Source organism: Clostridium malenominatum (assembly GCF_039521365.1).
GTDB lineage: Bacteria > Bacillota > Clostridia > Clostridiales > Clostridiaceae > Clostridium_AW > Clostridium_AW malenominatum.
Genome location: NZ_BAAACF010000001.1, coordinates 263,768 through 276,603 on the forward strand (window position 1 = coordinate 263,768; position 12,836 = coordinate 276,603).

Sequence of the window (12,836 nt, forward strand, 5' to 3'; positions counted from 1 at the left end):
TTTTTTTAGTTTGAGGAGATTTTAAAGAATTTAAAACTCCCAGGAATCTTTACCATACAAAAGATTACACAAGAGTTTAAAAATTTATTTCTTTCTAATAGGAAATAAGGTTCCTTTATAAATAGTCATAGCTTTAATTTCAACATTTAAGTCTTTTTCTAATTTATTAATTGAAGGAACTTCTCTTTCTGCTACTATAGATATAGCAGTACCAAGTTTTCCAGCCCTTCCAGTTCTACCTACTCTGTGTAAATATTCCTTAGAATCCTTAGGTAAATCTAGGTTAAATATGTGGGATACATCTTTTACATCCAGTCCTCTAGCAGCTATATCAGAAGCTACTAAAAGTTGATACTTTCCACTTCTAAAACCTTCTAAAGCTTTTTTTCTTTCTTCTTTTGTAGCGTTACCATAAATACCATAAACGTTAATATTATGATGCATTAATTTTGAAGTAGTGATTTCTACTTCATCAGGTTTATTTATAAAAATAATTCCTCTTGTAGGTTTTGTAGAAGCAATTAACTTTCTAAGTAATTCAATCTTATCCCTTTGTTCGCAAGTAAGATAGAGGTGAGTAATATTTTCGTTAACTAAAACTTTGTCTTCTATTAAGACAAACTCAGGTTCCTTCATCATACTCTTAGCTATTTCTAAGGTCTTACTATTAACTGTTGCAGAAAATAGCATTAACTGTCTATCTCTCAAAGTAGTCTTTATAACATCCTTTACCTGAGTTAAATTATTTTGGTCAAGTAGCCTATCACCTTCATCTATAACTATAGTTTTTACAGTATGAGCAGATATTTTTTTAAGCTTTATAAGTTCAAGTATTCTTCCAGGAGAACCTACAATTATATGAGGTTTTTCTTTAAGTTTTTCAATTTGTCTTTTTATATTAACATCACCTATTATGGAAGTTGAAGTTACAGCCATTTCTGAGTTTTTAGCCAAAAGCTTAGCTTCACTTTCTATCTGCATAACTAATTCATGGGTTGGAGCAAGAATAATAACCTGCATTTCTCTTTTTTCTAAATTAATTCTTTGAAATAAAGGAAGTAAATAAGCCAAAGTTTTACCACTTCCTGTCTGAGACTGACCTATAATGTCTTTGTTCTCTAAGGCCAAGGGGATAGTTTTTGCCTGAATATCCGTAGGCTCTAGTATATTTTCTTTTTTTAATCCCTCTATTAAACTAGGATTTAAATTTAAATCTTCAAATGAAACTTTCATATGTATCTCCTTTTTAATTTTATCTATTTAAAAATTATTATTTACTGGATTAACTTTTTTATAAAGCATCTTATAAAATGAGCGACTTATTATTTTACTTACAATTGGAATCTTAGCATTAAAAAAGTAATCCTTAGAAATCCAATCTTTATCTTCCCAATACTTTCTATCAAAGGTTAATATTTTAACTGCAAGAACCTTTTGAACTTGAAAATTTATTAGTTGATTAAGGTTGGGTTTAAATTTACACTTATCCATATATAAATGCATTACAAAGTTATCAATATCTTTATCTTTAACATCCTCATTAAGATTACCAAGACTTCGACCTATTTTCCCAACAGGAAAAGCTCCCCATTGATACATAATTTTTTCTAAAGTTAAGAAGGTATCCTTTAGACCAGAACCAGCAGTAGTAGACACAAGTAAAATTGGGCAACCCGTTAATTCAGGTCTATGAAACCATCTACAAGTTCTATCTAAAAATACTTTTAATTTTCCACTAAGGTTAGACATATAAACAGGGGTGCTTATAATTATACCATCATAGTTTTTTAGTTTGTTCATTAATATATCCATATCGTCATTTAAATTACAAATATCTTTAGTAATACAAAGCTCACATCCAACACATTCTTTTATATTGTAATCTTTTAAGTTTATAAAATCTACCATTATGTCCTTTTCGTTAAGTTTTTTCTCTATTTTCTTTAAAAGGTTAAAGGTATTGTTTTTTCTAATACTACTGTTGATGGCAAGGACTTTTTTCATATTAAATCCTCCTAAATTATAATATCCTTATAATATTATATCATTTGTTTTAGTTATGATATAATAAAATTACTATGCAATTTTACAAGTGGAGGAAAACAAATGGGAAAAATTTTAGTACTGGCAGAAAAACCTAGTGTAGGTAGAGAACTAGCTAGAGTTTTAAAATGTAATATAAAAGGAAATGGATATTTAGAAGGAAATAAATATATAGTAACTTGGGCTTTAGGACATTTAGTTACTTTGGCAGATCCTGAGGCTTATGATGATAAGTATAAAAAGTGGAGCATGGACACTCTTCCAATGCTACCTAAGAGAATGAAACTTAATGTTATAAGTAAAACTGCAAAACAGTTTAGTGAAGTTAGAAAGGTTATGACGAGAAATGATGTAGATGAGCTTGTAATAGCTACCGATGCAGGAAGAGAAGGAGAGCTAGTTGCAAGATGGATTGTAGAAAAGGTTGGATTTAGAAAGCCTATAAAAAGACTTTGGATTTCTTCTCAAACGGATAAAGCTATAATAGATGGTTTTAATAATTTAAAGCCGGGGCGAGATTATGAAAACCTATATAAATCTGCTGTATGTAGATCAGAGGCGGATTGGCTTGTAGGACTTAATGTAACAAGGGCTTTAACTTGCAAATATAATGCTCAGCTTTCAGCAGGAAGAGTACAGACCCCAACCCTAGCATTAATTGTGGAAAGAGAAGAGGAAATAAAGAGATTTAAACCGAGAGATTACTATACTATAGTTGGAACCGCCAATGGAACTAAGCTTAATTGGCAAGACAAGAATGGAAATCTTAGTACCTTTAATGAGGACTACGCAAAAGAAATTCTATCTAAGGTAACTGGGAAAAGTGGAAGTATAGTTGAGGTATCAGAAAAGGATAGAAAGCAAAATGCACCAGCTCTTTATGATTTAACAGAGCTTCAAAGGGATGGTAATAGATTATTTGGATTCTCCGCAAAAGAAACCTTATCTATAATGCAAAGGTTATATGAAAACTATAAACTTTTAACCTATCCAAGAACAGACTCAAGATATATTTCTAGTGATATAGTTCCTACGTTGAGTGCTAGGCTTAAGGCTGTAGGCATAGGGCAATATAGCAAATTTGTAGGCGATATACTAAGGGATAAAATAAAAGCTCATAAAGGCTTTGTAGATGACAGCAAAGTTTCAGATCACCATGCTATAATTCCAACGGAAGAAAGAGTGAATTTATCCTACTTGAATAGTGATGAAAAGAAAATTTATGATTTAGTTATTAAAAGATTTTTAAGTGTCATGCTACCGCCCTTTGAATATACTCAAGTTACCATAAAGGCGGAGGTAAATGGAGAGGCTTTTATAGCTAAAGGTAAAAATATAATATCAAAAGGATGGAAAGCCATTTACGATAGGGAAGAAGATTTTGATGATAAAGATGGGGAAGATAGCGATATTAAGGAGCAAATTCTTCCAAAGTTTAATAAGGGAGATGCAATAAATCTAACCTCAGTAAATATAAATAAAGGTCAAACAAAACCACCATCAAGATTTAATGAAGGAACTTTATTATCAGCTATGGAAAATCCTCAAAAGTATATGGAGCTTAATAAAGAACAGGCAAAAACTCTAGGAGAGACAGGTGGACTTGGAACAGTAGCTACTAGAGCGGATATAATAGAAAAGCTATATAATTCTTTTTATATTGAGAAAAAGGGAAAAGAAATTCATCCAACATCTAAAGGAATACAATTAATAGACTTAGTACCAGAAGATTTAAAATCTCCAATTCTAACAGCCAACTGGGAAAAAGAGCTAGATGGTATAAGTAAAGGAAGAATAAATGGAGATGTTTTTATAAACAAAATGAGAGAGTATTCTTCTAAGCTGGTGGATGATGTTAAAGATAGCAAGGACAAATTTAAGCATAACAATTTAACAGGAAGTAAGTGCCCAAATTGCGGAAAATACATGTTGGAAGTTAGTGGGAAACAAGGTAAAATGCTGGTTTGTCAAGATAGAGAGTGTGGCCATAGAGAAAATTTAAGCAGGCTTACAAATGCTAGATGTCCAGAATGTAAGAAAAGATTAGAGCTTAAAGGGCAAGGAGAAGGGCAGATTTATACTTGTCCAAATAGTAATTGTAACTTTAGAGAAAAGGCATCTTCTTTTAATAAAAGATTTGAAAATAAGGGCGATAAAGTAAATAAAAGAGAAGTATCTAATATGATGAAAAAAATGAAACAAGAAAGCGAAGCGCCAATTAACAATGCTTTTGCAGATTTGGCAAAAATGTTCAATAAAGATAAATAGGATGTGAAAACTAGCAGGATGGAATTAATTCATCCTGCTAGCCTAATTCTTATCTAATGATTACCCACTCTAATACTACATTTTTACTATAATTGAACGATTTAAATACTAATAAAGTTTTCATGGATATTACTTATTATTTCGTTTAAATCATTAAATATAAATATATATTTTTTACCTTTTTTGGACTTCTTAAAAAAGCCTATGGTTTCTAGTTCTAATAAATCAGTTCTTGCCGTTTCGTATGATATTTTAAACTTCTTTTTATAATCTTCAATTGTTATAAAGTTTTTATCAATGGTAATAAAATGATTTATTATCTTATTTTGACGTTTATCCAATATAATTCCAGATTTATCCAAAGTATCTTTTATTAACCTTCTTCCAAATTCTTTTTTAAAGTTATTTTTAATTTTGCTAATTGATCGTACAATCATACTACTGTAATACTTGATAAAGTAGGTGAGGTCACTATCATAAATTTCTGTGTTTTCAATTGCATCATAATAACGATTTTTTTCTTCGTTAATTACGCTGGAAATAGAAAAAAATTTAAAGAACTTGTAGCCGTTTTGTAGAAGATACATATAGGAAATTGCACGAGCGGTTCGTCCATTACCATCAAAAAAAGGATGAATATAAACAAAGTAAAAATGGACTATACAAGCTTTAATTATAGGATGATAATTATTATTAGAATTTATAAATTTTAATAATGAATTCATCAGCTCTTGAACCGTTTCATGAGGTGGAGCTGTATAAGTTATCTTACTAGTTTTAGTATCCCAGACATAAACAGCATCTGTTCTATATTTTTCTACTATATCATCTTCTACAAGGGTGTCTTGAGTAAGTATCTTATATATGGATAGAATAGTATCTTCACTTATTGGCTCATCTAAATGTTCCATTATATATAATAATGCTTGATAGTTATTCAATATCATAATTTCACTTTTGTTTGATGGCTTTAAATGCTTTTCTATCATTTCTTTTGTTCTTCTTTTAGTAGAAAAGGCACCCTCTATTACACTTGAATTGAAAGCCTCATCAATTAGAGCATCTGCAATAACAGAAGCTTCTAAATCTATTGGAACAGATTTAAATAAATCTTCCGTAGCTGAGTTATCTATTGAATCAATATTTTTAATGATATCGTTAGTTAAATTGAACCAGAAGTTATTTGAGGATTGATCTATAAGTGGAACTTCAACTCCTGTTTTTTTTCTATTAAGGAGTAATTCGCCCCAAAGAATATCTAAATTTACATCTGATTTAATGCGATATTCGATCTCTTTTCTTGTTAAGTATTTCTCATTAAAATTTATTATTAAATTGTTCATAGATAAGGCACCTCCTATTCTCAAAGTATAACCAAACTAAAGGTTTTTATACTATTTTACTACTAATTTATTACTAATACAATAAAAAGTTGATAAGTAGATGTTGTAGGATATTACACATTGCATGTTCTTTTATTTTTAAGCATATATATAGTCAGAGTATATATATGTAGGGAGTAGTTACAATGAAAAATATATTTAAAGTTAAAGGTAAAAAGAATATTCCATTGCTTATAATTATTATAGCTATAATTGAAGGTTTGGGATTTTTATCAGGTTATCTAGGCATGCCCAATAAAGAATTATATGAAACTTTAATAAAACCACCTTTTTCTCCTCCAGGTTGGGTTTTTCCTGTAGTATGGACTATATTATATTTTTTAATGGGTCTTGCCTTATACAGAGTATTGATAAAAGGAAAAGAAGGCAAAGATGTAAGAAAGGCAGTTAAGTTATTTGTAATCCAATTGGCATTAAATTTACTATGGACTCCCATATTCTTTAGGTTCAATCTATATGGACTAGCATTTATAGTTCTTTTATTAATGCTAATATTTATATTATTAACTACTTTTGAATTCTTTAAGATAGATAAAACTGCAGGTCTTTTAATGATACCATACATACTATGGGTTTCCTTGGCAGGGATTTTGAATTTTTATATATGGGTGTTTAATGAAATGTAGGTGGAGGGAACAAAGTTATAAATTCTAGGCTGTGTCATGAATAGAGCATTCTAATCTTTTATATTTCCTTCAGGTTCTAAAATTTTCAAACTCGCTTCGCTCAAACATGAAAATTTCTTGACGAACCTTCTTAAATATAAAAGAAGAATGCTTACTATTCATTCCAATGCCCTAAAATTTATAACTTTGTTCCTTATTATATTTGTCTAAGGAAGAAATTCCGCAGGAATTTCATCGTTAACTAAGAAACTAAAAATCTAAAAAACTAGAAAAAGCTGTCTACTGCAAGTATCTTTTTAGGGGCACAAACCCTCACCGTCACCAGTGGGTTTACAGCTTGGCTTACTTTTAAGTGACAGGTTGCACTCATAAGTCTATAGGCATCTTTAAAGGTTAAGTGTAGAGTTTCTTGAAGGAAATAAACCATTTCCTCTGAAGCTATTTTTATAGCATCTCTAAATTCCTTTGCACTGGCTATGGTAATTAAATAATCCTTTGTTTCTACCCTTGGATTATTAAGAACTGTTCTTTTAATTAAGCTAACCTTTAGCTTAACTTTCCCTCCAATTTCAATGCCAGTTCCGCTAAGTTCGCCATCTCCCATGGCTGCATGAAGATCTCCAATAGCTAAGTTTGCACCTTTTATAAATACGGGCAGGTAAACTTTTGACCCTATAGTAATTTCTCTAGTATCCATATTACCTCCATGAATTCCAGGGAGTACACAGCTATGGTTTCCTTCTTTAGGAGCAGTACCTATAACTCCTATCATAGGTTCTATGGGAATTACTATATCCTCCATAAAATAAGCTTTGTTATCTTTGATAGGTATGATTTTTGTATTATAATCTTTTACATTGTGGCCTAAAACCCCTAAGCCAGGAGCGGTAGTCATAACCCCTTGATTATCTAATAAAATATCTAGTATTTCTACGCATAATGTGTCGCCTTCAGCAGCTCCATCCAAAACTATTGGACCTGTAGAAGAGTTCATTAGTGATGTATCTATGTTTGGTCTTAAATCTTTTTCGCTCTGTAACTGTCCTCCAAAGCAATCTAAGGTTTCAACCCAAAATTCTTCGTGTTCTGATACAAAATATATTCCTTGATTAGTATTGTTAAACTCGCGTATGGTGTTGTTGTTGGAAAATATCTTTAACACACAATCACTCCTTTTAATATATACTTATATTTATATTATGAGTTAGGGTAAAATGTACACCTTGAATTTGTTCTTTATTATTCCTAGAGAATAAAGTATAATTACCATATAGGGGTATCATAAATAAAATATGTATAAATAAATAACTATTATTAAAACTATTGTAAACTATATTATAAATTGTATAATTATCTATTATAATTAATGTAGACTTTAAATTATGTGGGAGGGGAAACATGGCTATTAATAATAAAAAAAGTGACAATAATAAAAATACTAATTTCGATGATAAGAAGTTTAAATATATTATTTACTACGCTATCATTGTAACTCTAGTTGTTTTTTTGATTAATGACTATTTTGTAAATACTGAGGTTAAACATATTAAATATCCTCAGTTTATTTCCATGGTAGAAAAGAATGAAATTAAAGAGGTACAGTTTGGTACAGATAGAATTGTATTCACTACAAAGGAAGGTACAGAGTTTGAAAAGAAAACTCTTTATACTGGTAAGTTTCAAGATAGCGAAACTAAGCTTAAAGAAGACTTAGATAAAAGAGGAATACCCTATGATAAACCTCTTCCTAAACCTATTAGCCCTTTAAAAAGCTTCATAATAAATTGGATTTTACCATTCTTTATGTTTATGGCTCTAGGGAGATTCTTATTTGGGAGATTGGATAAAAAAATGGGTAGTGGAGTTATGTCCTTTGGAAAAAATACTGCTAAAATTTATGCTGAAAGCGAGACAGGGGTAACATTTTTAGATGTGGCAGGACAAGAAGAAGCTAAAGAATCCTTAGTAGAAATTGTAGATTTTCTCCATAATCCTAAAAAGTATGCTGAAATTGGTGCAAAGCTTCCTAAAGGAGCACTACTTGTTGGTCCTCCAGGAACGGGAAAAACCCTTTTAGCTAAGGCTGTAGCAGGGGAAGCGAAAGTTCCATTTTTCTCAATTTCAGGGTCAGGTTTTGTTGAAATGTTTGTAGGTATGGGAGCTGCCAGAGTTAGAGATTTATTTAATCAAGCTCAAGAGAAGGCACCGTGTATTATATTTATTGATGAAATAGATGCTATAGGAAAGAGTAGAGATGGAGCTATTGGCGGAAATGATGAAAGGGAACAGACCTTAAATCAATTGCTTGCTGAAATGGATGGATTCGATTCTTCTAAGGGAGTTGTAATACTAGCAGCTACAAACAGACCTGAAGTTTTAGATAAAGCTCTTTTAAGACCAGGTAGATTTGATAGAAGAGTTATTGTAGATAGGCCTGATTTGAAGGGAAGAGAAGATATACTTAAAGTTCATGCTAAAGGTGTTAAAATTTCCGACACAGTAGATTTAAATGCTGTGGCTAAATCAACTCCTGGAGCTGTAGGTGCAGATTTAGCAAATATCATAAATGAAGCGGCTTTAAGAGCAGTTAAAAATAGCAGAACGGAAGTTATTCAAGAAGATTTAAGTGAAGCTGTTGAGGTAATAATTGCGGGAAAAGAGAAGAAGGATAGGATATTATCTCCTAAGGAAAAGAGAGCAGTGGCTTTCCACGAAGTTGGTCACGCCTTGGTTGCAGCCCTTCTCCATAATACTGACCCTGTTCACAAAATTACAATCGTTCCAAGAACCATGGGGGCGTTGGGATACACTATGCAACTACCTTCAGAGGAAAAGTATTTAATTACAAAAGAAGAAATGTTTGATCAAATTTGTGTTATGCTAGGAGGAAGAGCGGCAGAGGAAGTAGAATTTAACAGTATGTCCACAGGAGCCTCTAATGATATAGAAAAAGCTACAAGTACGGCAAGAAGCATGGTTACTATTTATGGTATGACTGAAAGATTCGATATGATGGGATTAGAGTCTGTATCTAATAGATATTTAGATGGAAGACCTGTTAGAAATTGTAGTGCAGAAACAGAGTCCGCCATTGATGAAGAAACTTTAAGTATAATAAAAGATGCTCATAAAAAAGCAATCGACATTTTAACAGAAAATAGAGAGTTATTAACTAAGATTGCGGAAACGCTACTAGAAAAGGAAACTATTATGGGCGATGAATTTATGAAAATTGTAAAGGGTGAGGATAATGATTAATCCTGAAATTGAAAGAGAACTTCTAAAGGAAATAGAGTTTAATGTAGAAAAAGAAAAGTTAGAAGACACTATAGCTATTATAAATAGTGAGATAAAACATTCAATAGAGAGCAGAAAATCTATAATCGACTATATTACAAATCATAGAAAAGATAATCTTAATGAGTATAGAGATGATGAAGATGAGGTAGCAGAATACTTCGACCATGAGCGATATGTTTTAGAAGAGCAATTTAGATTTATAGATAAAAGATTGAAGGAGCTAACTATACTCGCTTCTTCCCCTTACTTTGGAAAAGTAAACTTTATTGAAGAAGATTCATTAGAAGAAGAACAAATTTACATAGGAAGATTTGGAGTTACACCAAAGGATACCTATGAGCCTATTGTAATTGACTGGAGATCTCCAGTATCAGGTCTTTTTTATGCTGGTAAATTAGGAGAGGCTTCTTATAGAGCCCCTGCTGGAGAAATTAAGGCGGAAATTTTAAAAAAGAGCCAACTAATTATAAAAAAAGGCAAGCTTATGGGACTATTTGACTCAGCCTTAGATGTAAAAGATGAAATACTTCAAATGGTTTTAAGCAGCAATTCCAGTGATAAGTTAAAAGATATTATCATGACAATACAAGAAGAGCAGGATAATTTAATAAGACAGTCTTACAACAAAACTTTAATAGTTGATGGGGTAGCAGGTAGTGGAAAGACAACTATAGCTCTACATAGAATAGCATACTTACTCTATAACTTTAGAAATATTTTAGGAGACAAGGTTTTAATACTTGGACCTAATAGTATATTTATGGAGTATATTTCAACGGTTTTACCAAGTCTCGGTGAAGTAGGAGTTAAACAAAGCACCTTTACTGATTTTGCATTATCTCTTATAAATTTGGATGAAGTGATGAGTTTAAGAGAATATATGGAGAGAATAATTAATGGTGATGAAGAGTTTATAAAAGAAGTTAAACATAAGGGTTCTTATAAATATATTAAAGAACTAGATGAATTGATAGAAGATATAAATAAAAATTATTTTCAGCCGGAAGATGTGAAATTTTTCGGAGAGGTAATTTTACATAAAGAAGAAATAGAAAAGCTATTTAATTATCACTTTAAAACCATGCATCTATTTAAAAGAAGTAAAAGAATTAAGAGAGTTATATTTACTAAAATTAAAGATGCTAGGGATGAAAAAATAAGGGAAATAGAAAAGAAATATAAAGAAACCTTATCTAAAATGACTCCGGAAGAATTAAATCTTCATGGAAGCCAATTAGAGTATGGAAGAAGAAATAGTATTAGAAATGTAATAATTGAAGTTATAGAAGAAAAGAAGAGGCTTTCTTGGCTTAAAAATGAAGAAATCATAGACATATATGATAAATTTAATAAAGATAAACCTCTTATAGTGGATGATTTAGCCCCTATATTATATTTAAAACTTAAATTAGAGGGCATAACTTATAAAGAAGATATTAAACATGTGGTTATTGACGAAGCACAAGATTATAGCCCACTTCAGTTTATTGTAATTAAAGAACTGACTAAATGTAATAACTTTACTATTGTTGGAGATAGTAATCAAAGATTAATTCCTTATGAAGATAGAATAGCTATGAGCTATATAGAAGAGTATTTAAAGCTTGATAACTTGGAAAGATATCCACTAAACAAAAGTTATAGATCTACTCAAGAAATAATGAAATATGCTAATGGCTATTTGGATAAAGAAGAAATAATTCCATTAGTAAGAAATGGGGAACAGATAGTAGAAGAGGAAATAATCCATGAAGAAGAACTAGCAAACAAAATAATAGCTGCTATAAAGGAATTAAAAGATAAGGGATTAGAAACTATTGCGGTAATATGTAAAGATTTAAACTCTACGGAATATATAAGTAAACTTATTAAAGCAAAGATGTATATTAAAACTATAGATAGAGAGGATGCTATTTATAGTTCAGGGGAAATTGTCATACCTTCTTATCTTTCAAAAGGATTAGAGTTTGACGGAGTAATAATAATAGATGAGGGGAATAACTCTCCTAACTATTCAAAAATGATGTATGTTAAATCTACAAGGGCACTACATAATTTATATGTTTTCAAGGTGAAAATAAAGTAAAGGAAGCTAAATTAGCTTCCTTTAATATTTCATAAGTCTATTCATAATACCTTCAGATATATGGTCTCTACATTTAAAATCTATGTTATCCACATAGAACTGCTCAATTTCATCATGAAGCTTTTTACAATTTACTAAGTTTTTAAGTCCTTGCTCTAGTAACGTATAAAAAGTATCCTGACTTTCCTTTATAAAGTGGCTAGCGGAAGTTATATGGTCTTTATCTAGCAAGGTTTCCATATCAATCTCTATACCGCTAAAGGACTGTTTGTTTATTTCGTTTGAAGTGAGAATAGCAATACTTAGTTCAGGAAGGACTAAATGTTCTATTCTTTCAGGAATTAAAGGATCGTGAAATACTTCAACATTATGTCCGTTTATTAAAGCTTCTTCTTTTAAATAACTTAATACTTCAGTTTTTCCCGTGCCTGGGCCACCCTTCAAAACATAAATTTTTTCACAAAAATCGTAAATTGTATTTACATAGCTTATTATTCCATTTGGAGTAAAAGCTGTAGCAAATAAATGTCTTTCTTCGCCTAAACCCTCTAAGTTTGTTTCTAGTATGGAATCCTTTAGTTTTTTCTTTAAATCCTTTAGTTTGTTTCTGTCTAAGGCTTTATTATTTTGGTAGCTCCAATCATCATGAACGGCTCTTGCAGCTGCAAAATAGGAATAAGCTCTTTTAAAGCTATCTTTTATTTTATTATCCACATTCATTATATCGTTTTTTGATAAGCTCAAATTTTTCTCATCTAAACAAACCCCAAAATCAATGATTTCATCTAAAGCTCCAGGAACTTTAGGATCGTTAATGTGAGGGGCGGTACCATCTAGCAATACTATGCCAAGTTCTTTGATTAACACTGCATCTAAGGATTCATTATCAGAAGAACAATGAAAGTACTCAATGGAATATCCTTTATCAGCAAAAGTCTGGCCTATTTTTTTCATAAAATAGGATTTGCCTGTACCAGGGCCACCTTTTATATAGAATAATCTCTTCGCATCTTTTAATGGTAAAATGTATTGAAAAAATGAATGAAAACCCTTAGAAGTATTGCTTCCAGGGAAAAAATGTCTTTCTTTTATCATAATATACTTCACTCC

Annotated in this window: 9 protein-coding genes; 4 read left to right on the top strand and 5 right to left on the bottom strand. The window is 30.9% G+C overall.

What is annotated here, in order from left to right:
• Window positions 1–84 precede the first annotated feature (84 nt).
• Together ABDZ69_RS01425 and ABDZ69_RS01430 are read right to left on the bottom strand one after the other, a co-directional pair.
• Window positions 85–1,233 carry a DEAD/DEAH box helicase gene (locus ABDZ69_RS01425; RefSeq protein WP_343765695.1) on the bottom strand — a complete coding sequence of 383 codons (1,149 nt, stop codon included), beginning with the start codon at window positions 1,231–1,233 and terminating at the stop codon, window positions 85–87.
• Window positions 1,234–1,260: 27 nt separating this feature from the next.
• Complete coding sequence (locus ABDZ69_RS01430) at window positions 1,261–2,004, bottom strand: flavodoxin family protein (protein WP_343765698.1); 744 nt, start codon at window positions 2,002–2,004, stop codon at window positions 1,261–1,263.
• 102 nt (window positions 2,005–2,106) lie between these two features.
• On the opposite strand from ABDZ69_RS01430, the gene ABDZ69_RS01435 reads away from it, so the two are divergent.
• Window positions 2,107–4,311, top strand: coding sequence for a DNA topoisomerase III (locus ABDZ69_RS01435; RefSeq protein WP_343765700.1), 2,205 nt, complete (start codon window positions 2,107–2,109; stop codon window positions 4,309–4,311).
• A gap of 101 nt (window positions 4,312–4,412) precedes the next feature.
• Here ABDZ69_RS01435 and ABDZ69_RS01440 read toward each other — a convergent pair whose 3' ends face one another.
• A complete protein-coding gene (locus ABDZ69_RS01440) occupies window positions 4,413–5,654 on the bottom strand; it encodes a Fic family protein (RefSeq protein ID WP_343765702.1) in 1,242 nt (413 codons plus the stop codon).
• 185 nt (window positions 5,655–5,839) lie between these two features.
• Between ABDZ69_RS01440 and ABDZ69_RS01445 the strand changes: the two genes are divergently transcribed.
• Entirely contained in the window at window positions 5,840–6,340 is a 501-nt protein-coding gene (locus ABDZ69_RS01445; protein ID WP_343765704.1) for a TspO/MBR family protein, read from the top strand.
• A gap of 265 nt (window positions 6,341–6,605) precedes the next feature.
• On the opposite strand, the gene ABDZ69_RS01450 is transcribed toward ABDZ69_RS01445, so the two are convergent.
• On the bottom strand, window positions 6,606–7,502 hold the full coding sequence (locus ABDZ69_RS01450) for an acetamidase/formamidase family protein (RefSeq protein ID WP_343765706.1): 897 nt from the start codon (window positions 7,500–7,502) through the stop codon (window positions 6,606–6,608).
• A gap of 236 nt (window positions 7,503–7,738) precedes the next feature.
• Here ABDZ69_RS01450 and ftsH point away from each other — a divergent pair, with 236 nt between their 5' ends.
• Together ftsH and ABDZ69_RS01460 are read left to right on the top strand one after the other, a co-directional pair.
• Window positions 7,739–9,598: an ATP-dependent zinc metalloprotease FtsH gene (gene ftsH / locus ABDZ69_RS01455; protein WP_343765708.1), complete on the top strand. Its 1,860-nt coding sequence runs from the start codon at window positions 7,739–7,741 to the stop codon at window positions 9,596–9,598.
• The gene (locus tag ABDZ69_RS01460; protein ID WP_343765710.1) at window positions 9,591–11,726 is read left to right on the top strand and encodes a HelD family protein; all 2,136 of its coding nucleotides are present in this window, start codon (window positions 9,591–9,593) and stop codon (window positions 11,724–11,726) included. Before ftsH ends, ABDZ69_RS01460 begins: the two co-directional genes overlap by 8 nt.
• Window positions 11,727–11,747: 21 nt before the next feature.
• Here ABDZ69_RS01460 and ABDZ69_RS01465 read toward each other — a convergent pair whose 3' ends face one another.
• Complete coding sequence (locus ABDZ69_RS01465) at window positions 11,748–12,821, bottom strand: PRK06851 family protein (RefSeq protein WP_343765712.1); 1,074 nt, start codon at window positions 12,819–12,821, stop codon at window positions 11,748–11,750.
• Window positions 12,822–12,836: the final 15 nt, after the last annotated feature.

Excerpts from the sequence above, each read along its gene's own strand:
- ABDZ69_RS01445 (WP_343765704.1), top strand. The coding sequence starts at position 5,840 with ATGAAAAATATATTTAAAGTTAAAGGTAAAAAGAATATTCCATTGCTT.
- ABDZ69_RS01430 (WP_343765698.1), bottom strand. The coding sequence starts at position 2,004 with ATGAAAAAAGTCCTTGCCATCAACAGTAGTATTAGAAAAAACAATACC.
- ABDZ69_RS01440 (WP_343765702.1), bottom strand. The coding sequence starts at position 5,654 with ATGAACAATTTAATAATAAATTTTAATGAGAAATACTTAACAAGAAAA.
- ABDZ69_RS01460 (WP_343765710.1), top strand. The coding sequence starts at position 9,591 with ATGATTAATCCTGAAATTGAAAGAGAACTTCTAAAGGAAATAGAGTTT.
- ABDZ69_RS01465 (WP_343765712.1), bottom strand. The coding sequence starts at position 12,821 with ATGATAAAAGAAAGACATTTTTTCCCTGGAAGCAATACTTCTAAGGGT.
- ABDZ69_RS01435 (WP_343765700.1), top strand. The coding sequence starts at position 2,107 with ATGGGAAAAATTTTAGTACTGGCAGAAAAACCTAGTGTAGGTAGAGAA.
- ABDZ69_RS01425 (WP_343765695.1), bottom strand. The coding sequence starts at position 1,233 with ATGAAAGTTTCATTTGAAGATTTAAATTTAAATCCTAGTTTAATAGAG.
- ftsH (WP_343765708.1), top strand. The coding sequence starts at position 7,739 with ATGGCTATTAATAATAAAAAAAGTGACAATAATAAAAATACTAATTTC.